Annotated in this window: 18 protein-coding genes; 6 read left to right on the top strand and 12 right to left on the bottom strand. The window is 66.1% G+C overall.

All coding sequences use genetic code 11. From position 1 onward, the window contains the following. Positions 1–164: 164 nt before the first annotated feature. The 8 genes from QH195_RS34930 to QH195_RS34895 are packed head-to-tail and all read right to left on the bottom strand — an operon-like array spanning position 165 to position 6,929. A complete protein-coding gene (locus tag QH195_RS34930; protein ID WP_280438524.1) occupies positions 165–1,265 on the bottom strand; it encodes an MCE family protein in 1,101 nt (366 codons plus the stop codon). Then, positions 1,262–2,272 (bottom strand): MCE family protein, encoded by a 1,011-nt coding sequence (locus QH195_RS34925; protein WP_280438523.1) that lies wholly within the window; start codon positions 2,270–2,272, stop codon positions 1,262–1,264. The genes QH195_RS34930 and QH195_RS34925 overlap by 4 nt, the downstream gene beginning before the upstream one ends. Then, complete coding sequence (locus QH195_RS34920; protein WP_280438522.1) at positions 2,272–3,294, bottom strand: MlaD family protein; 1,023 nt, start codon at positions 3,292–3,294, stop codon at positions 2,272–2,274. The genes QH195_RS34925 and QH195_RS34920 overlap by 1 nt, the downstream gene beginning before the upstream one ends. Next, positions 3,294–4,763 (bottom strand): MCE family protein, encoded by a 1,470-nt coding sequence (locus tag QH195_RS34915; protein ID WP_280438521.1) that lies wholly within the window; start codon positions 4,761–4,763, stop codon positions 3,294–3,296. Before QH195_RS34915 ends, QH195_RS34920 begins: the two co-directional genes overlap by 1 nt. A gap of 7 nt (positions 4,764–4,770) precedes the next feature. Next, positions 4,771–5,634, bottom strand: a complete 864-nt coding sequence (locus tag QH195_RS34910; RefSeq protein WP_280421262.1) for an ABC transporter permease — start codon at positions 5,632–5,634, stop codon at positions 4,771–4,773. 1 nt (position 5,635) lies between these two features. Then, positions 5,636–6,496: an MlaE family ABC transporter permease gene (locus tag QH195_RS34905; RefSeq protein ID WP_280438520.1), complete on the bottom strand. Its 861-nt coding sequence runs from the start codon at positions 6,494–6,496 to the stop codon at positions 5,636–5,638. Next, positions 6,490–6,705 (bottom strand): hypothetical protein, encoded by a 216-nt coding sequence (locus QH195_RS34900; RefSeq protein WP_280421264.1) that lies wholly within the window; start codon positions 6,703–6,705, stop codon positions 6,490–6,492. Before QH195_RS34900 ends, QH195_RS34905 begins: the two co-directional genes overlap by 7 nt. Further along, on the bottom strand, positions 6,705–6,929 hold the full coding sequence (locus QH195_RS34895) for a hypothetical protein (protein ID WP_280421265.1): 225 nt from the start codon (positions 6,927–6,929) through the stop codon (positions 6,705–6,707). The genes QH195_RS34900 and QH195_RS34895 overlap by 1 nt, the downstream gene beginning before the upstream one ends. 275 nt (positions 6,930–7,204) lie before the next feature. On the opposite strand from QH195_RS34895, the gene QH195_RS34890 reads away from it, so the two are divergent. From QH195_RS34890 to QH195_RS34875, 4 genes are all read left to right on the top strand, one after another. After that, on the top strand, positions 7,205–8,137 hold the full coding sequence (locus QH195_RS34890; RefSeq protein ID WP_280438519.1) for an oxygenase MpaB family protein: 933 nt from the start codon (positions 7,205–7,207) through the stop codon (positions 8,135–8,137). A 183-nt stretch (positions 8,138–8,320) separates the two neighbouring features. After that, positions 8,321–9,643, top strand: coding sequence for an ABC transporter substrate-binding protein (locus QH195_RS34885; RefSeq protein WP_280438518.1), 1,323 nt, complete (start codon positions 8,321–8,323; stop codon positions 9,641–9,643). After that, positions 9,640–10,593 carry a carbohydrate ABC transporter permease gene (locus QH195_RS34880; RefSeq protein WP_280438517.1) on the top strand — a complete coding sequence of 318 codons (954 nt, stop codon included), beginning with the start codon at positions 9,640–9,642 and terminating at the stop codon, positions 10,591–10,593. The genes QH195_RS34885 and QH195_RS34880 overlap by 4 nt, the downstream gene beginning before the upstream one ends. After that, positions 10,593–11,435 (top strand): carbohydrate ABC transporter permease, encoded by an 843-nt coding sequence (locus tag QH195_RS34875; RefSeq protein WP_280421269.1) that lies wholly within the window; start codon positions 10,593–10,595, stop codon positions 11,433–11,435. The genes QH195_RS34880 and QH195_RS34875 overlap by 1 nt, the downstream gene beginning before the upstream one ends. A gap of 597 nt (positions 11,436–12,032) precedes the next feature. Here the strand turns inward: QH195_RS34875 and mftG are convergent. The 4 genes from mftG to mftA form a co-directional block, all read right to left on the bottom strand. Continuing rightward, positions 12,033–13,496 carry a mycofactocin dehydrogenase MftG gene (gene mftG, locus QH195_RS34870; protein WP_280438516.1) on the bottom strand — a complete coding sequence of 488 codons (1,464 nt, stop codon included), beginning with the start codon at positions 13,494–13,496 and terminating at the stop codon, positions 12,033–12,035. A gap of 14 nt (positions 13,497–13,510) precedes the next feature. Then, positions 13,511–14,911 carry a mycofactocin biosynthesis glycosyltransferase MftF gene (gene mftF / locus QH195_RS34865; RefSeq protein ID WP_280421271.1) on the bottom strand — a complete coding sequence of 467 codons (1,401 nt, stop codon included), beginning with the start codon at positions 14,909–14,911 and terminating at the stop codon, positions 13,511–13,513. 194 nt (positions 14,912–15,105) lie between these two features. Further along, the gene (gene mftC, locus QH195_RS34860) at positions 15,106–16,611 is read right to left on the bottom strand and encodes a mycofactocin radical SAM maturase (RefSeq protein ID WP_280438540.1); all 1,506 of its coding nucleotides are present in this window, start codon (positions 16,609–16,611) and stop codon (positions 15,106–15,108) included. Between the two features lie 11 nt (positions 16,612–16,622). After that, positions 16,623–16,772, bottom strand: a complete 150-nt coding sequence (gene mftA / locus QH195_RS34855) for a mycofactocin precursor MftA (protein WP_063820641.1) — start codon at positions 16,770–16,772, stop codon at positions 16,623–16,625. Positions 16,773–17,048: 276 nt separating this feature from the next. Between mftA and mftR2 the strand changes: the two genes are divergently transcribed. Then, positions 17,049–17,699, top strand: coding sequence for a mycofactocin system transcriptional regulator MftR2 (gene mftR2, locus QH195_RS34850; RefSeq protein WP_280438539.1), 651 nt, complete (start codon positions 17,049–17,051; stop codon positions 17,697–17,699). Positions 17,700–17,766: 67 nt separating this feature from the next. Then, a complete protein-coding gene (locus QH195_RS34845; RefSeq protein WP_280438515.1) occupies positions 17,767–18,822 on the top strand; it encodes a ferredoxin--NADP reductase in 1,056 nt (351 codons plus the stop codon). The last annotated feature ends 379 nt before the right edge of the window (positions 18,823–19,201 follow it).

The raw sequence follows: 19,201 nt of genomic DNA, 5'->3' as shown, positions 1-19,201 counted from the left end.
CACCACACGGCCGGCCCACCCCACCCCTTCACGGCTACTCCAACTCGCACCCACACGGCTGGCCCACCCAGACCCTTCACGGCTACTCCAACCCGCCCCCACAGCGCCGGCCCACCCCACCCCTTCACGACCAGTCCACTCCGATCGCATGACCCCTCTCCGCCTCATTGCGTCAACCCCAGCAGCGCCGCCGTGATCCCGAAATCGGGGCCGAAATCCTGGACCCTGCCGGTGCGGCACCCGTCGGCGCGCAGCTGGATCCGTTCACAGAAGGTGGACAGTACTTCGTTGTCCAGCAGTGATTTGTCCAGCAGCGCGTGCACCCGGAATGCCTGGTGTTCATGGCTCACGCCGTTGGCGAGGTTTTCGAAGAACAGCGGGCCGATATCCACCAATTCCGTGAGTCCGCGGGCGTTGGCGCGCATCTGGGCGGTTATGGTGACGAATCGCTGCAGTGCGCCCGCCAGCTGATCCCGGTTCTGCCCGACCAGGGTCGAGGTGTTGGCGACGAAATCGTTCAACTGCACGAGTACCGCGTGCAGACCCGGCGACTGCTCCCCCATCAACTGCACCAGTTCCGTAAGCCGGGCGCTGAAATCCCGTACGGTCTGGTCGTTCTGGGCGACGACCTGGGTGATCTCGTTCAATTCGATGATGGTGTTTGCGATCTGGTCCTTGTTGGCGAAGGACACCTCGAACGCGGCGGACAGATCGTCGAGCGTTTCGCGTAGCCGGTCACCGTTCCCCTCTAGCAGTGGGAACAGCACCCGGCTGGCCAGCGGGCCGACTTCGTTGTCGCCCTCGAGCGCGGCACCGAGCTGGTCGAAGTTCTCCAGGATCCGGTCGAGCTCCACCGGCACCCGGGTGCGTTCCAGCGGAATATGCGCACCGTCGGTGAGCGTGGGTCCGTCACCGCTGTAGGCGGGGGCGAGTTCGACGTGCCGGTTGGTGATCAACTGCGGGGAGATCAGCGCGGCCATCGCATCGGCCGGTACCTCGACATCCTTGTCGAGGGCCATGGTGACCTCGACATAACTACCGCGCGGCGTGACGGTCTCCACCCGGCCCACCGGAACGCCGAGCACGGCGACCTCGTTACCGGCGTACAGGCCGGCCACGTTCTCGAAATCCGCGCTGATCCGGATATGTTCGCCCAGATACTGTTCCGGCAGCCCGGCGATACTGTCGGGCAGTACCGAACAGCCGGCCGCGCAGAGTCCGGCGATTCCGGCCGCGACCACGCGCGCGATCCTCCGCAGCCTCATTTGCCACACCCCCCGACGACCTGGGCGAAGCACAGCCAGTTGTCCGGTAGGAACCACGGCGCCCAAACGTCGGCGTACGGCCCGTTGCCGAGAACGTTGTTGAACTGCCGCAGGGTGACCGGCATGATCTCGTACAGCCGGTCCAGGTTGTCCTTGTTCTTCTCGAGGCCCTGCGTCATGGTGTCGAGGTTCTGGATCAGCGGGCCGAGCTGGCCGTTGTTCTCCAGTCCCATATCCCGCAGCAGGCTCGACAGTGCCGCGACGTTGTCCAGCAGCCGGCGCAGCATGTCCTGGCGCAGGGCCACGGCGTGGCCGATCGCCTCACCGCGGGTGAGCAGCATGAGCACACTGTTCTGGTTGTCGGCCACCAGCTGCGATACCTGATCCATGCTCTTGAGCAGCGTGTCGACTTCGTCGCGGCGGGCGTTGATCACCTCGGCCAGCGAGCCGATCGAATCCAGGGCGGTCACCGCGAGTTCCGGCGAATCCCCCATCTGCTGGGAGAAGACATCCAGGGCCTGCCGCAGTTTGCCCGGGTCGATCCGCTCGATCCGCTCGAACGACGAGGTGTACTTCGGGTCCCGGATCACTTTGGCGAGGTTGTACGGTACGGCGGTATTGGCCAACGGGATCCGGTTGTCCGGCGATTCCGCACCGGTGCCCGGGATCAGTTCGATATGCATCCGGCCGAGAATGGTGGACATCTCGATCGCGGCGCGGGCATCGGCGGCCACCCGGATATCCCGGCTGATCTTCATCTCGACCTCGACCTTGTCGCCGGCCAACCGCACCGCGCGCACCTCACCGACCTCGATCCCCGAAACGTCCACCGTGGCCCCTGCGCGCATACCCGCGGCCTGCGCGAACTCCGCGACCACGGTTTTGTCGGTCAGCCGCAGCTGTGACAGCACACTGGACCCCGCGACCAGCAGTGCCACCGCGGCCGCCGCGATCAACCCCTGCCACAGGAAGCGGTTCTCCGCGAAAGGTATTCGTAACTTCGCCATCAGCGGCACACCTCCGACTGCGAATCGCCGCCGATCTGGGAGAACAGTCCGGGCGGGAACAGCACACCCCACAGCGATACGTCCAGGTTGCAGATATAGGCGTTGCCGTAGGCGCCGTAGCCGGTGAACCGGGCCAAGCCGTTGAGGACGGTCGTCAGTTCGATCGCCGCCTGGTCCAGTGCGGCGCCGTTGAGCAACAGGAGTTCCACGGCGGTGGTCGCTTCGTCCTGTGCCAGCGCGATATCCGGTTTGACCGCGCTGATCAGGGTGGTCAGCGAATCGGTGGAACGCGCCACCGTATCCACCGAAGCCTTCAGGGTTTCGCCCTCGGCGTACAGCGCGTCCATCAGGCCTCTGGTCTGGGTTATCAGTGTTTCCAGTTCCTGGCTGCGGTTGGCCAGACCGGCGAGCACACTGCTCAGGTTCGTGATCACCGCGCCCAGGATTTCGTCGCGTTGACCGAAGGTGGTGGCCAGTTCCGCGGCCTGGGTGATGAGCGCGCTGAGCGAGACCCCGTCACCCTGCAACGCCTGGATCAGCGTATCGGACAGCGAATTGATCTGGTCCGGTTGCAGCACGCTGAACAGCGGTTCGAATCCGGACAGCAGTGCCGATACATCGAACGAAGGTTCGGTGCGCTCCACCGGGATATGCGCACCCGGCGCGACCTCCACGCCTTTTTCCTCGCCCGGCAACAACGCGATATACCGCTGTCCGATCAGATTCTGGTACCGCACCAGGGCCCTGGTCGTATCGGTGAGACGCTGGCGTTCCTCGATCCGCAGTACCAGCCGGGCCTTGTAGTCCGGTTCGAATTCGATCGAATCGACCCGGCCCACCCGCACCCCGGCCATCCGCACATCGTCACCGATCCGTACGCCCATCACGTCGGTGAAGGTGGCCGAATAGGTTTCGGTCTCCCCCGGCACCGACCGCTGCAGCGTGGACCAGATGGTGTAGGTCAGTACGATCGCGATCACCGCGAAAATACTGAAGCCGGTTATTGTCCGCGCCAGGCGCATCAGGCGGCTCCCTCGGAGTAGACGTCGACCGTGCCACCCGCCAGCACCGGTGTGAGCAGGAGTAATTCGGACGTGGTGGGCCGGCGGCCGAGCAGCGCGGCGACGGCCGCGTGCCCGCGCAATTGCGCGATCGGCCGACCGGCCGGCGTCGCCGCCGGCGCCGCGCCACCCGGCGGAACAGGCAGGCCGGGCCGCGCCGGTTGTCCCGCGGGGGCCGGGAACAAGGGCACGGTGATCCCCGGGATGGCGGGCAGGGTGGGCAGTCCGGGCAGTACCGGCAGCCCTGGGATCTGCGGTAGCGCGGGGTTCTGCACCGGCCCGGCAGGGAGTTGCGGTTTCGGTCCCGCGCCCGGTAGCCAGCCGGGCAGCAGGTTCGGTGGGTACTGCTGCGCCGGCGCGACCTGCGGAACGGACGGACCACCGCAGCGCGGCCCGGCCATCTCGCCGTAGCGGGGGCAGTCCTGCGCCGTGTACTGCTGGAACGGCGTGAAGGAAACATCCAGGCTCCAGCGCATCTGCCGCTGCGCACCCCAGCCGAACGCACCCGACAGCTTCCCGAGTGCGGCGTTGAGATTGGCCACCGACGTCGGGATCGCCTCCGGATCCTGTGCCAGCGCGCCGAACAGGCTGTCGACGCCGGGCACCAGTTCCTTGGCCGCGTCCGGGTTCCGGGCGAACAGGTTGTTCACCGAGTCCACCGCACCACTGGCGTTGGCGAGCATGGTGATGAGGTTCTCCCGGCGTTCGGTGACGGTGCGCGCCGTGGTCACCGATTCGGAGAGCACACCCACCAGCTCCGGCGCCGATTCGCTCAGCGCGGTGGTGGCGCGACCCAGATCACCCAGCAATTCCCCGACCCCGTCGATTTTGCGCACCTCGGTGACCCAGGTGTCCAGCCGCTCGATCGTCGATCCCGGTGCGCGCGCCCCGGGGTCGAGCGCTTCGGAGAAGGTGGCCAATACGCGACCCAGCTTTTCCGGCTGGATCTTGTTCAGCACGTCTCGCAGCACGGTGAGCGTGGTCTGTAGTTGAACCGTGCCCGCACTGGTGTCTTCGGCGATTTCGGCGCCGGCGGCCAGGCGGCCCGGTGTGACGCCGTTGTCCACGAGTTCGATACCGGTGACCCCGAACAGATTGTTCGGGACGACCCGCGCGGTGACGTTGTCCGGAATGGTCGGTGCGATCCGGGAATCCAGGTCGATCTGTATCTGCTGCCGTTTCCCGGCGGCCACCACGTCCACGGCGGATACCGCACCGACGACCATGCCGCGGAATTTCACGTCCGCGCGTTCCGGCAGTCCGTCCCCGGTGCTGGTGAGCACCGCCCGCACCTGGACCCGATCCTCGAAACGTCCCGTATATCGCAGTCCGAGCAGGCCGAGCAGCACCGCCAGAACGGTCAGCATCACCAGACCCGCCAGGGTCATATGCCACGGGCGCGGCCCCCGGCCGCTGTGATCGATGATCATCGACACCTCACCCCGATATCCGGAAGCCGGGGTCGATACCCCAGATCGCCAGTGTCAAGAACAGATTCGCGAACACCATCACGACGATCACCATCTTGATCGCCTGCCCGGCCGCCACCCCGACGCCTTCGGGACCGCCCGCGGCGAAGAAGCCGTAGTAACACTGGATGAACGTGGCCAGCAGTACGAACACCACGACCTTGAGCAGCGAGAAGAACAGGTCCGGGCCGAGCAGGAACTGGTAGAAGTAGTGGTCGTAGGTGCCCGCGGAGGTACCGCCCAGCAGCAGTACCGAGAGTTTCGTGGCCAGGTACGCCACCGCGAGACCCACGCTGTAGAGCGGGATGATGGTCAGTGTCGCCGCGATCATGCGGGTGGTCACCAGATACGGCAGCGGGCGGATGGCAATGGACTCCAGCGCGTCGATCTCCTCGGCGATCCGCATGGACCCCAGTTGTGCGGTGAATCGGCAGCCAGCCTGGATCGCGAAGGCGAGCGTGGCAAGAATCGGCGCTAACTCTCGGGTGGTGGCGAACCCGGATATCGCGCCGGTGAGCGGACCCATGGTGAGCAGGTTGAGCGCGCTGAACGCCTCCATCCCCACGGTGATTCCGCCGAAACCGCACAGGATGATCACCACGCCGACGGTGCCGCCGCCGACGACCAGCGAGCCGTTGCCCCACCCGACATCGGCAGTCAGCCGCAGCACCTCCTTGCGATAGTGCTTCAGCACGAACGGGATCGCTACCAGTGCTTGGACGAAGATGATCCCCTGGTGGCCCAGCCGGCGGTTGGCGTCCACCGGCACCGCCGCCGCGGAGGCCACCAGCCGGACCGGTTTCAGCGCCGGCGGCGTATAGGGAGTGCCCACGTCAGATCACCTTCGTCGGGAAGACGGTGTTGTACACCTGCGTGATGATGATGTTGGTGGCGAACAGCATCAGCGCCGACGAGACCACCGCCGAGTTCACCGCATTCGCCACCCCGCCGGGCCCACCTTTGGCATGCAGGCCGATATCGCAGGCGATGATCGCGGTCAGCACCCCGAAGATCGCCGATTTGACCAGTGCCACCGCCATATCGTTGGCCACCGCGAAGGACGCGAACGAGCCGATGAACGAACCCGGCGTACCCGATTGGGCGTAGACATTGAACATGTAGGCGGTCGCGAACCCGACGAAGACGATGAACCCGCACAGCAGCATGCTCACCACCACGGCCGCCACCAGCCGCGGCGCCACGAGTCTCCGGACAGGATCGACCCCCATGACCATCATCGCGTCGATCTCTTCCCGGATGGTGCGCGAGCCCAGGTCGGCACAGATGGCCGAACCGACCGCGCCCGCGATCATCAGCGAGGTGACCAGCGGAGCGCCCTGGCGGATGATCCCGAGGCCCGCGACCGCGCCGATGAACGTGGTGGCACCGACCTGGTTCACCAGCGCACCGATCTGGATGGACACCACGACCGCGATCGGCATGGCGACGAAAATGGTGGGCGCGGCCGAGACATTCGCCATGAACGCGCATTGCTTGGCGAATTCGGCGAACGGGAACCGGCGGGCGGCCATGGCTTTCACCGTTTCCACCACGGCCTGGCGGCCCAGCGTGACCTGACGGCCGAGGGTTTCCAGGGAGCGCTGTGGGTGGCGCTGCCACAGACCTTTCAGATCGGCGATGGCCTGCTCGAGGTCGGTGCGCTGCTCCGGACGGCTGTTTCCTGTGGTCACCATGGCAGTTCCGGTCCGGTCGTATCGAGGTCACCGCTGAGGTATTGCTGTAGCAGCACCGATCCGGCGCCCACCACCGCCAGACCGGCAGCGAGCACACAGAGCACGGCGAGCCACAACCCGAAGCGCAGTATCGGATTCACTGTCGTGCGCCCACCGAGGATCTTCACGACGATCACCACGATGTCGATGAGCCATACCAGCGCCATCATCAGGTCATCGTCACGTTCGAGAAGGTGAGCACCGGCCAGCACACGATCGACCCCAGGAACGAGACGATCACGTCGACACCGTGCATCTCGCGAAGATGCGAGGTGTGGGTGAGCGTCCAGACGATTCCGATGATCCCGTAGGGGATTGCGAGGATGATGAAGGTGCCGAGGAACTCCGACACCTTCATCTCATAGCTGAACAGTCGATCCAGCCGTTCGAGCATGCTGCGCTCCTTCCTTGTCCGGCCGTTACGTGCCCTCCCCACCGGGGAACGTCTGAGACGGTCGGGTCGGAGCGGTATGTTACGCACGATTCACGTCACGGCGGAAGGTTTTCGCAAAGTTTCCTGGTCGCCGACAGCCGCTACATACCTGTTCTAGGTATGTTTACCAATGCGATCCAGCGTGATTAAGTTAGCGACTGTTCCTTCATATCAAGTGACTGTCGTCAGAATCTGGAGTAACTTAGACCACACCGGATCTCTGGGGAAGGACACCGATGACCGTCGCAGCACACTCCCGGCAACCCGATAGCCCGCAGGATCCACCGCCGGGAAACCGGTTGCCGCTGACCACCGAGCAGACACGTATCCGCATCGGCACCACCCACCGCCCGTTCACCAAACGCCCCCTGCAACTCACCGACGCCCTCGACTTCTGGCAGTTCGCCGGCGCCGCCGCGAACGTGATCATGCAGATGGCCAACCCCGGCGTCGGCTACGGCGTCGCCGAAAGCAAGGTGGAATCGGGTTCGCTGATGAAGCGCCCGTGGAAACGCGCCCGCACCACCACCCAGTACTTGGCCGTCGCCATACTCGGTGACGACGAGGAGAAAAGGGCCTTCCGCGAAGCGGTGAACGTGGCCCACCGCCAGGTACGTTCCGAGCCCGGCGCTCCCGTGAAATACAACGCCTTCGATCGAAAGCTGCAACTCTGGGTCGCGGCCTGCCTCTACATCGGCTTCGAGGACACCTACCAGCTGCTCTCCGGGAAGATGCACCCGGAACAGAACGAGGCCTTCTACCGCTCCTCGTCCTCGTTGGGCACCACGCTGCAGGTCACCGCGGATATGTGGCCGGCCACCCGTGCCGAATTCGACGAATACTGGAACAAGGCCTGCGAAGACGCGGTCCTGGACGATTTCGTCCGCGCCTACCTCGACGACCTGCTGAACCTGCGGATGATCCACTGGTATCTGCGTCTCCCGTTCCGCGGCCTGCTGCGTTTCCTCACCATCGGCTTCCTCGCCCCCTACTTCCGCGAGCAGATGCAGGTCGAATGGACCGCCGCCGATCAGCGCCGCTTCGAGAACCTCTTTCTCTTCGTCGGTTTCGTCAACCGCTTCATCCCTCGTTTCCTCCGCCACGGCGGCAGCCACGCCCTCATGGCCGATGTCCGCCGCCGGATCGAGAAACAGAAGAATCTGATCTGAACTCCCGAGATCGCCGGGCACGATACGGGCCGGGTGAGTCGTTCGAGCCGATTCGCGGCTCGGCGTTGGACAATTTGCGGGTACCGGCACACACCCCGACAGGACGTTCGGTACGAGATCCACGGTTCCCGATCCGGACGATTCTGCGCGAGCGAGCGCGGCGCAGGAACGAGGTGACGCGGCGTGCAGGAATATGGACCGGCTGTCGACCGGCGCGAGTTCCTGCGTATCGCCGGCGGGATCGGCGCCGCGCTTACCGTTCCGGCACCGACCGGATGCGCCGGCGACGACGACGCGCTGACATTCTTCTTCCAGGCCAACCCTGCCGAAGCGGACGGCCGGCAGCGGGTGATCGACGAGTTCGCCCGCCGGTATCCCGAGATCCGGGTGCGGACCCTGCTGTCGGGACCCGATCCGATGCAGCAGATGCTCACCTTCTGCGCGGGCGGTAAATGTCCGGACGTGCTGATGGCGTGGGAACAGACCTACGCCGGGCTGGCGGACCGGGGCGTTCTGCTGGATCTGAACGCCATGCTCGAGCGCGATCCGGAATTCGCCGCCGAACTGCGAGCCGACAGTGTCGCGGCGCTGTACGACACATTCAGTTTCGGAGGTGGGCAGTACGCACTGCCGGAGCAGTGGTCGGGAAATTTCCTGTTCTACAACCGGAAACTGTTCGACGACGCCGGGCTTCGCGCGCCCGGACACTGGGACGAAGCCTGGAGTTTCGCCGAATTCCTCGATATCTGCCGGGCTCTCACCGAACGTGAGCGGTCGGGGCGGGTCGGGCAGTGGGGTTTCGTCGACACCTGGGTGCCGTACTACTCGGCCGGTTTGTTCGCCATCAACAACGGCGCCGAATGGACCATCCCGCGGACCGCACCGGACCGCTCGGCCTTCGCCGACGACGCCTTCGTCGAGGGCGTCCAGTTCTACGCCGATCTCGCCACTCGGCACGGTGTGGCGCCGACTCCGGCGGATCAGCAGTCGATCTCGACCATGGACCTGTTCACGCAGGGCAGAGCGGCGCTCGCCCTGGGCGGGCACTGGCGCTACCAGACATTCTCGGCAGCCGAGGACCTGGATTTCGATATCACCGCACTACCGGTGGGCCCGAATGGGCGTATGGCCCGGTCGAATATCGGGACCACCGGTCTGGCCATATCCGCGGACAGCCCGAGGAAAGAGCAGGCCTGGGAATTCTTGAAGTTCGCGGCCGGGCCCGCGGGGCAGGCCGTTGTCGCCGAATCCGGACTGTTCGTCCCGGCCGGGAGATCCGCGGTGCGTTCAAGAGGGTTCGCCGAAGCGCATACAGATATCGAGAACCTGGGCATTCTCGTCGAAGGATCGGCGCATTCCGCTCCGCTACCGGTCACCGCGGCGTGGGCGCGTATCGATGCGCTGATGGACCGTTACCTGGGGCCCGTGCTCCGCGGCACCAGACCCGCGATATCGCTGAAGAACCGACTCGCTCCCGAGGCCGATGAGGTGCTGCGCAATCAATGACCGCGACCGAGAAGACCGTCCGCGCGAAACCACCGACCGCCGACCCTACTCCGGTTCGGCGGCCCTCGGAACTGGCCGTGCGCCGGGCCCGGGCGGCGCGGTTGTTCATCGCCCCCAATCTGCTGGCGGTGCTGGTGTTCCTGCTCTTCCCCCTGGGGTTCTCGCTCTACCTGAGCTTTCAGGAGTGGGATCTGTTCGGCCCGATGCGGTTCACGGGGCTCGCGAATTTCCGCCGGCTGCTCACCGCCGACCCGCTGTTCGCCATCGCCCTGCGGAACACGATCGTCTTCACGCTCGGCACCTTGATACCGACCGTAGCGATAAGCCTCGTCGTCGCCGCGGCACTGAACCGGCGGATCAAAGGAATCACCGTGTTCCGGGCCGTCATGTTCCTGCCGCTGGCGGTGTCGAGTGTGGTGATGGCGGTGATCTGGCGTTTTGTCTTCGACACCAACAACGGGTTGCTCAATACGATGCTCGGCTGGGCCGGAATCGGGCCGGTGCCCTGGTTGGTGGACCCGTGGTGGGCGATGGTCTCGGTATGCCTGGTGACCACTTGGAAGAGCGTGCCGTTCGCGACAGTTGTCCTGCTGGCCGCGATGCAGGGGGTGCCGGACCATCTCTACGAGGCGGCGAAAATCGACGGGGCCGGCGCGGTCCGGCGGTTCGTATCGATCACCGTGCCGTTGATCCGCGGGGCGCTGTCCTTCGTCCTGGTGGTCTCGATCATCAACGCGGTACAGGCCTTCGACCAGATCTATGTACTCACCGGTGGCCACGGTGGACCCGAGACCGGTACCTACGTCTTCGGCATCATGATCTTCCAGAACGCGTTCGCGTTCGGTGACGCCGGCTACGCCTCCGCCATCGCGTGGCTGATCTTCGTAGTGCTGCTGGCCCTGACCGGCGCGCACGTATGGTTTTCCCGCCGGAACGCCACGGAGTCGTGATGGCAGCGCAGTGGCGGCCCACCCGCGCTTTCCGCCGGGCGGTGGTGCTCTACCTGGCCCTCATCGCGATGGCCTGGTGTGCCCTGCTGCCGATCCTGTGGGCGCTGGCGGGTTCGGTGAAGAAACAGTCCGAGGTCACCACCCCTGCCTTGTTTCCACAGGATCCGCAGTGGTCCAACTACGGAGCGGTTTTCGAGCTGATGCCGTTCGGCCGGATGTTCCTGAACACCATCGTCTACGCGGGATGTATCACCGCCGGGCAGATCTTCTTCTGTTCGCTGGCCGGATACGCGTTCGCCCGGCTGCGTTTCCGCGGCCGGGAGGTGCTGTTCGTGGCCTATCTCGCCACGCTCATGGTCCCGCTCACGGTGACCGTCGTTCCGCAGTTCCTGCTCATCCGCACGCTGGGCTGGGCAGATACGCCCTGGGCGCTGATCGTTCCGGGCCTGTTCGGCAATGCCTTCGGTACCTATCTGATGCGGCAGTTCTTCCGGACACTGCCCGCCGAGCTCGAAGAAGCCGCGGTACTCGACGGCTGCTCACCCTGGCAGATCTACTGGCGGGTGCTGCTGCCCAACGCAAAACCGGCGGTCATGGTGCTGGCGGTTCTCACCTGGGTGAACGTCTGGAACGATTTCCTGTGGCCGCTGGTGATGATCCAGCGCGAGGACATCTCCACTGTCACCCTCGGATTGGTGTGGATGCAGGGTCAGTACGTTTCGAACTGGCCGGTGCTGATGGCCGCGTCGATGCTGATCCTGCTCCCGATGCTGCTGGTCTACATTCTCGCCCAGAAGGCGTTCGTCCGCGGTATCACCATGTCCGGGCTCGGTGGCCGATAGACCGGATCGTCGCAGGACACCAGGGGTCGCGGGAAGTTCGCTGGGACCGTCCGCACCGGCGCCGTACCTTCCCCGGTGTTCGGCGCCGGGTGCGGATTCCCGGGGGCCGGATCGCGTTGCCGCGGCGGGCCTCCCGAGGGACCAGAGTACTTGCTCGGAGGGAGATAACCGGGGAGATCCGGTCGGGGTGTCGAAAATGGAGACGCAATATTGCACGGTGCCACTTGGTATTTCGCCCGGCCCACCCGGTGAGCTGTATCCCCGACCGATACAGCTCACCTACCAGACCGGTTGTCCCGGCACAGGCTGTCGAGGTGCGGCGAAAACCGGTGGCCGCACCCGTGGGCGGGCGGTCCGCGGTCGATATCTCGCGGCCCCTCGGATCAGGTGATCCGGGCGGCGAGGCACCCGACCGGCGTACCGCACCGGAGGAAAGTACCGTAGCCGCACCAGTGGCGCCACCCGGCGGAGCTGCGGCGTTGTCCGCCGCCCGGCGCTCGCCCGGACGACGTTAGCGCGACAATAGCCGGTACATGTATCGAATAGCGCAGATGGAATTCGAGATGTTCAGCGCGCCATCGTTTCCGGGCGGCGAGCTCAGCGCAGATCCGCCGTGGCGCGTTCGGCGAGCAGCACCACCGTCGCATGCGGCCCGCGGCTGAGGGGGACCGGTACCACCGAGAGATCCACCACGGACAGCCCGTCCACCCCGTGCACCCGGCACCGCTCGTCGACCACCGCCCGGGGATCGTCCGCCCGGCCCATCCGGCAGGTACCGGACAGATGCTGAGAGGATCCGAGGCGTTCGGACAACCAATGATCGGAGATCGCACCCTCGTCCGTCCCGCCGGACCAGTGCGCGGACATCACGTCCAGGATCTTGCCGGCCAGTCCCACGGCCGCCCGCAGGCGCGAACGGTCGGCGGCCGTGGCGAGATAGCCCTGCTCGATCAGCGGTGGCGTGAACGGATCGAGGCCGGTCAACCGGACCCGGCCCGAACTCGTCGGCCGCATCAGAGTGACGCCCATCCGGTGCACACCGGGAGCGAAGGCGACCGTATAGGGCCGGATCTCGATATCGTCGAACCCGAGCACATACTCCAGCGGGACCGCGGCACCTGCCGGCGCGGGATGCCGGTACTCGATACCGATCTCGGGATGATCGACGGCCCACTGACCGACCGGTGCCGCGACCACCACCGGAATCCCCAGCTCGGCGAGTTGGTCGGCGGGCCCGATACCGGAACGCAGGAGCAACGCGGCGGATTCGATCGCGCCGGCACACAACACCACCCGATCGGCGTGGATCGTCTCGAGTTTCCCTTCGGACAGGCACTCCGCCCCGACGATCCGGTTACCCGCGAACCGCAGGCGAGTCGCCAGGGTGTCGCCCCGGACGATCAGATTCGGTCGCGCCAGCGCGGGCAGCAGATACGAATGCGCCGGACCGACGCGCCGATGCCGTCCCGAAGCATCCGGCGGCCCGATCGTGCACGGCACCGGACCGACTCCGGTATCCGGCCCGCCGGGCAGCGCATTCCAGTCGGGCACCTCACCGAAACCGAGATCCAGGCACGTGGCGGCGAATTCCTGGGCCAGCCGGCTGGGCCGGGTGATCCGGCGCACCGGTACCGGGCCCGTCCGGCTGTGCCCGGCGTGGTCGCCGTAGTCCTCGTCGTTCTCGAGCGACCGGAAGTACGGCAGCACTTCCTCGAAATCCCAGGCGAGCGTGCCCGCCTCCCGGCTCCAGGCCGCGAAATCGCGGGCCGCGGCCCGGATGAAGTAGCAGCCGTTCACCGCACCCGAACCGCCGATCCCGCGACCGCGCACGATCTGCCCCGGCAGTTCCGGGGTGAGCGCCACGGGATACCGCCACAGCCAGGGTGCCTCGCCGCCCACCGGCAGCACGGCGCTGTCGGCGAGTTCGGGCGGGAAATCGGCCACCGACCGGCGATGGCTACCGGCTTCCACGAGACGCACGGTATGGCCCGGGTCCTCACTCAGCCGCGCGGCCAGCACCGAACCGGCACTTCCACCACCGATGATCAGCGTGTCCACCATGGTGTCCGCCCCCGCTACCGGGGTGGGGCGGTGGGTCTCAGGGCGGCCGGGCTGCCGGCCCGCCACACACCCAGCCAGAGACCGGTGCCGTACCCGATATCGTCGATCCGCCGGTAGGCGATATAGCGCAGCGGGTCCAGGCCTCCCGGCTCACGATGGGTGTACCAGTCGACCGCGCCCTCGGCGAGGGCCAAGGTCAGCGCGGTCTGGCGGACCCGGCGGGAGAACAGCATCGCCGCAAGGGTTATCGGCCAGTAGTGGCGGAACATGGCCGAGGACAGCCGCCACAGCCCGGCGAAGAAACCGCGGGCGACATAGATCGCGGCGACCCCGGTCGGGTTGTCCACGCCGGCGAAGGCGATCCGCAGCCGGCGCAGCGGCACCAGCAGGGTAAGTACCGCGGCCAGCAGGCCCCAGCGGTTCCGGGTCGCCAGGAAGATCGCGGACAGCGCGGTCCATTTCGGTATCTGCAGCGGCGAAACCTTCCCGGCGTGCCGCCGGCTCAGCGGCGCGGCGCCGGTGCCGTAGAACAATTTGCGGCGGAACCATTCCCGGAACGAGACCCGATGATCGTGGGCCACGTGCGCCGCCGGTTCGTAGCGCAACCGCCAGCCGGCCCGCTCCAGCCGCCAGCACAGGTCGACATCCTCGGCCACCTGCATACTCTCGTCGAATCCGCCCTCGGCTTCGAGCACCGTACGACGCACGAGCAGTGCGGCGCTGGGGACGTAGGAGACGACACCGCCGGATTGCACCGCGGATTCCCGCCGGCCCAGGTCCAGGGAAGACCGGGTGTGCTCGTAGCGGGCAAGCGTGGTGGATTCCGGGTCCAGTGCGACGATCCGCGGGGCCACCAGCGCCACCTGCGGATCGCTGAAATGCCCCAGCATCACCTCTAGCCAGCCGCTGCGCGGCACCACATCGGAATCCAGGAAGGCCACGAATTGGGTGGACGCGGCACGCAGGCCGGTATTGCGGGCCGCCGCCGGACCGCGCCGCTGCTCGTGACGCAGTACCTTCACCTGGCACCGGCGGCCGTGTTCGTCGGGCACCTGGACCGGTTCGTCGGAACCGTCGTCGACCACGATGACCGTCCGCCCGCTCAGGGTTGCGAGCAGCCGCCGCAGACCGTCGGGGTTGTTGTGCAGCGGAACGATGACGGTGACGTCTTCCGGTTTCGGCAGCAGCCGCGGCCGGGGATTGGCGACACCGGAATCCAGTAGCCGTCTGGCAACCACCGCAGATTTCGGGCCGTCCACTTCCAGGTAGCCGTCGCCGATCATTTCCGCGGCCTCGGGCGCGAGTCGCAGCAAACGAGCGGGTGAGCCACCGATCAGGATGCGTCCCCCCGAGTATGCGCGTACCCGTGGGTCGATCCGCACCCCGAATCCGTCGGGCAGGCGATCATGGCGCATTCCACGGATGGTAACTGCCGATTCGTTACGAGACATCAGCAGTCCGGGAAAAAGTGTTTCGTTCGGGAGAATTTTGCCGAACGACGGTGGACACAGTCATGAAATGGGTCACCGGAGCGGTAGCGCGGACATAAGGAACCGCCCCGGGCAACGATCCGGCTATCGTCACTCGGGGCGGTGTCATCCAATAATTTTCACACGAGCGGGCTCTCGTCACAGGCCCGAGCCGGACGTTTCGCCGGGGGCAGCAACGTCAGCGGAACAGGTCCGCCCGAACGCGACCGGCGCGGGGTGCTCTTGCGCGAATGGTCGACTGCCGGACGTGGGATGACCCGCCCGGTATCGGCCAGCGCCGCTTCCCCGTAACCCTGAACGCATTCCGGATCCGGGCCGTCGGCGGGCAGTCCGGTGAAGAACTTCGCCGCCATACACCCGCCGCGGCAGGAGTCGTAATGCGCGCATTTGGTGCACGCACCCCCACCGCTGGGCTCGCGCAACTCGTTGAACAGCTCCGATTCCCACCATACCGTGGCGAAACCGCCGTCGGTGACGACGTTTCCGGCATGGAACCGCTCGTGGATCGCGAACGGGCAGGCGTAGACGTCGCCGAGCGGATCCACCAGGCACACCACCCGGCCGGCCCCGCACATGTTCAGACCCGGGAGAGCCTGACCGTATGCGGAGAGGTGGAAGAACGAATCGCCGGTGAGTACGCCTTCGCCGTTGCGGACCAGCCAGTCGTAGAGAGTCCGCTGCTGTTCCGGCAGCGGATGCAGTTCGTCCCAGACGTCCGCACCGCGACCCGACGGCCGCAGCCGGGTGAGCCGCAGAGTGGCGCCGTAACGATCGGCGATCTCCTTGAACAGATCGAGCTGGTCGATATTGTGCCGCGTGGCGACCACGGACAGTTTCGCGTCCTTGAATCCGGCGTTCGCCAGGTTCTCGAGCGCACGGATCGCCGTATCGTAGGATCCCGGCCCCCGGACCGCGTCGTTCACCTCGGCATCGGCACCGTCCAGCGAGATCTGGACGTCCACATAGTCGCTCGCGGCCAGCCGCTGGGCGACCTCCGGAGTGATACGCACACCGTTCGTGGAGAACTTCACGCCCACATCGTGGGAGGTCGCGTAGTCCACCAGTTCCCAGAAATCCGGGCGCACGGTCGGCTCACCACCGCCGATGTTCACGTAGAACACCTGCATCCGCTGGAACTCGTCGATCAGCGCCTTGCACTGCTCGGTGCTGAGTTCGTTCGGATCCCGCCGGCCCGAGGAGGACAGGCAGTGCACGCACGAAAGGTTGCATGCATAGGTGAGTTCCCAGGTGAGACAGATCGGTGCTGCCAGCCCGGATTCGAACCGATCCACCAGCCGGACCGCCGGATCGGCGGGGCCGACACCGGCGAACGGCGCGGTCTCGGCGAGCGCGGCCGTTTCCGGTGCCTGCTGGATCATGTCCGATTCGGCCAGGTTCGCCAGTGCCTGTACATAAGGATCGGCGGCGGAGTCCCCGATACCGGCGGCCCGGATGGCCGCGCGGGCCGAGGTGTGCCCGGGCAGGGAGCGCACGATCTCGACGATCCGCGGATTTTTCAGGAACGACAGTTTGCGGGTCCCGAAGTGATACAGCAGCGCGCCGAAGGGTTCCGGCCGCAACGCCACGCGGGGATGTAACTGCCAGCGGGTTTCCAGATCGAGCATCTCCGGCCCGATCAGTAGACGCCGCACATACCGTCGATGGACACCTCTTCGATCAAGGTCTCCTCGACGATGGGAGCGTCCTCGCTCACCTGGTTCTCGACTGTGCCGATCGGTCCGCGGTGATCGGTTTCGGCCGGTCCGAAGGAACGGTTGTCCGCCATGGCTACCTCCACTGATTGGCGCCTGCGCCGGCCAGGGGCCGCCACGACGGGGACGCGCGGTATCGCCTCGGATACCGCCGGTGAGCCGTGGCACAGTGCCGGCGCTGCGGTCGCCGGATGCGACCGCAGTCACACCATAACGTCATGCACTGACAAAAAGAAAGGGTTTTCGAGTAATGTGAACGCCCACGCCGGAACGCGACCTCTAGACTGCGGGTGCAAAAGCAGCTGAACAGAACGTGACGGGCGGATGCCGCCCAGCATGTAGAGGTGGCAATGGGAGTCGTGCGAATGCAGACGAGCGGGGGCGGGGGTGGCAACGGCAGCACCCTCTCGGAAACGGAGATCGTCGAGGCGGCGCTCCGGGTGGTGCGGGCCGACGGGGTGGAGAAACTATCCATGCGGCGGCTCTCGCGCGAGCTCGGAGTCTCCCCCATGGCGCCCTACTACTACGTCGCCGACAAGCGCGAACTACTCGACCTGGTCGCCACGGCCGCGCTGGCCGGGGTCCGCAAACCGCCACCCGAATCCGGGCCGTGGCAGGACCGGCTGGTCGATCTGCTCGCCCAGATCGACGAACGCCTGCGCCGCCATCCCGGCCTGGGCGATGTCCTCATCGAGCAGATGCTCGGAAAACAGCTCGACCTGATCGCGGCGATCATGGAGATCCTCTACGAGGCCGGCTTCGAGGACCGCAATGTGCTGGCCGGTTACGCGACCATCCACACCTACCTGTTCGGCCGCCGCCGGGTGAATCCGCGCAACCTCGACACCCCGCCCGATGTGGTGATGCCGGAGCGAGTTGCCCGCGCAATGGAATACCTGCCCGATCTGCGCGGCAAATATTCCTACGATTTCGGGGTCGGCGTGCTGGTCGCCGGTCTCGAGGGCCAGCTCACTCGACAGCAGGCGGCCGGCATAGGCTAAAATTGAAACACGTTCTAGTTTTGCCGTAGGCTGGATGCCGTCGGCTACCAGGTGTCGAGAGGACGAGATGACCACCGTCGAAGTGCCCCATGGCTCACGATCCGTCGTACTGCGGGTCGCCCAGGTCATCGCGGAAACCACCGACGCGAGCTCGCTGGTCTTCGAGGTACCGGAGCAGGCCCGGGAAAAGTTCGCCTACCAGCCCGGCCAGTTCCTCACCCTGCGCATCCCCAGCGACCGCACCGGGTCGGTGGCGCGATGCTATTCGCTGGCCAGCTCCCCCTTCACCGACGACCTGCCCAAGGTCACGGTGAAACGGACCAAGGACGGATACGGCTCCAACTGGCTCTGCGACAACATCAAACCGGGCGACCAACTCGAAGTACTGCCGCCGTCGGGCGTATTCACCCCCAAGGATCTCGACGACGATCTGCTGCTCTGCGCCGCCGGCAGCGGAATCACCCCGGTGATGTCGATCCTCAAATCCGCGCTCGACCGGGGCGCCGGCCGGATCGTGCTGTTCTACGCCAACCGCGACCCCGAATCGGTCATCTTCGCCGCCGAACTGCGCGAGCTGGCGGACAAGCACCCGCAGCGGCTGGTCGTGATCCATTGGCTGGAAACCGTCCAAGGCCTGCCGACGGTCGCCGCGCTCGCCGAACTGTTCCGGCCCTACACCGCCTATGCGGCGTTCATGTGCGGGCCGAAGCCGTTCATGGACGGCGTCCACGACGCCCTCGGCCAACTCGGTGTCCCGCGCAACCGGACCCACGCCGAAATCTTCAACTCCCTGGCCGGCGACCCCTTCGCCGACAGCGCACCCATCGAGATCTCCGCGGAGGAAGCCGCCGACGCGGCCACCGTCGAAGTGGAACTGGATGGCGAGGTGCACAACCTCAGCTGGCCGCGTAAACAGACCCTGGTCGACATCATGCTCGACAAGGGCCTGGATGTGCCGTACTCCTGCCAGGAAGGCGAATGCGGGTCCTGCGCCTGCACGGTGCTGGAGGGCAAGGTCGAAATGGAGAACGCCGAAATCCTCGACCCCGAGGACATCGAAAGCGGCTATATCCTCGGCTGCCAGGCGCGGCCGGTGACGGACCACCTGCGGATCCAGTTCTGAGATCTCGGAGGCCGATCCGCGCCTCGGGGGGTGAGGCCATATTAACCCTGGTCTTCACTCCTCCGCTCCAGACCATGGACGGGCCCCACTCAGGGAGGTGAGGCCGTCGAGAGATGGGGGCGAGGTGGAGTGGTACGCACAAACACCGCTGGACTACTCGGCATCGTCAACCGCAGTGGGATTCATAGGCAGCGGTGCGGGGCGGAGCCGCATCAGCTGCCGGACTCGAGATGGACCGTCCGTGAAGGGTCGGGCTGTAATTTCGGAGCCGCTCCGCGGCTCGAGGGTGGGGCCCTCGTGACCCCTGGTCTTCACTCCTCCGCTCCTCCGCTTCGCTCCCCCGCTCCGTCGCTCCAGACCAGGGGCGGGCCCCACCCAG

It is taken from the genome of Nocardia carnea, assembly GCF_029868855.1.
Taxonomy (GTDB): Bacteria; Actinomycetota; Actinomycetes; order Mycobacteriales; family Mycobacteriaceae; genus Nocardia; species Nocardia carnea_A.
The sequence above is the reverse complement of the archived record's forward strand: the minus strand, read 5'-3'. Positions and strand labels throughout refer to the sequence as shown.

What these genes read in the sequence shown, in the direction of transcription:
- QH195_RS34930 (WP_280438524.1), bottom strand. Translation starts at nt 1,265, where the DNA reads ATGAGGCTGCGGAGGATCGCGCGCGTGGTCGCGGCCGGAATCGCCGGA.
- QH195_RS34925 (WP_280438523.1), bottom strand. Translation starts at nt 2,272, where the DNA reads ATGGCGAAGTTACGAATACCTTTCGCGGAGAACCGCTTCCTGTGGCAG.
- QH195_RS34920 (WP_280438522.1), bottom strand. Translation starts at nt 3,294, where the DNA reads ATGCGCCTGGCGCGGACAATAACCGGCTTCAGTATTTTCGCGGTGATC.
- QH195_RS34915 (WP_280438521.1), bottom strand. Translation starts at nt 4,763, where the DNA reads ATGATCATCGATCACAGCGGCCGGGGGCCGCGCCCGTGGCATATGACC.
- QH195_RS34905 (WP_280438520.1), bottom strand. Translation starts at nt 6,496, where the DNA reads ATGGTGACCACAGGAAACAGCCGTCCGGAGCAGCGCACCGACCTCGAG.
- QH195_RS34900 (WP_280421264.1), bottom strand. Translation starts at nt 6,705, where the DNA reads ATGATGGCGCTGGTATGGCTCATCGACATCGTGGTGATCGTCGTGAAG.
- QH195_RS34895 (WP_280421265.1), bottom strand. Translation starts at nt 6,929, where the DNA reads ATGCTCGAACGGCTGGATCGACTGTTCAGCTATGAGATGAAGGTGTCG.
- QH195_RS34890 (WP_280438519.1), top strand. Translation starts at nt 7,205, where the DNA reads ATGACCGTCGCAGCACACTCCCGGCAACCCGATAGCCCGCAGGATCCA.
- QH195_RS34880 (WP_280438517.1), top strand. Translation starts at nt 9,640, where the DNA reads ATGACCGCGACCGAGAAGACCGTCCGCGCGAAACCACCGACCGCCGAC.
- QH195_RS34875 (WP_280421269.1), top strand. Translation starts at nt 10,593, where the DNA reads ATGGCAGCGCAGTGGCGGCCCACCCGCGCTTTCCGCCGGGCGGTGGTG.
- mftG (WP_280438516.1), bottom strand. Translation starts at nt 13,496, where the DNA reads ATGGTGGACACGCTGATCATCGGTGGTGGAAGTGCCGGTTCGGTGCTG.
- mftF (WP_280421271.1), bottom strand. Translation starts at nt 14,911, where the DNA reads ATGCGCCATGATCGCCTGCCCGACGGATTCGGGGTGCGGATCGACCCA.
- mftC (WP_280438540.1), bottom strand. Translation starts at nt 16,611, where the DNA reads ATGCTCGATCTGGAAACCCGCTGGCAGTTACATCCCCGCGTGGCGTTG.
- mftA (WP_063820641.1), bottom strand. Translation starts at nt 16,772, where the DNA reads ATGGCGGACAACCGTTCCTTCGGACCGGCCGAAACCGATCACCGCGGA.
- mftR2 (WP_280438539.1), top strand. Translation starts at nt 17,049, where the DNA reads ATGGGAGTCGTGCGAATGCAGACGAGCGGGGGCGGGGGTGGCAACGGC.
- QH195_RS34845 (WP_280438515.1), top strand. Translation starts at nt 17,767, where the DNA reads ATGACCACCGTCGAAGTGCCCCATGGCTCACGATCCGTCGTACTGCGG.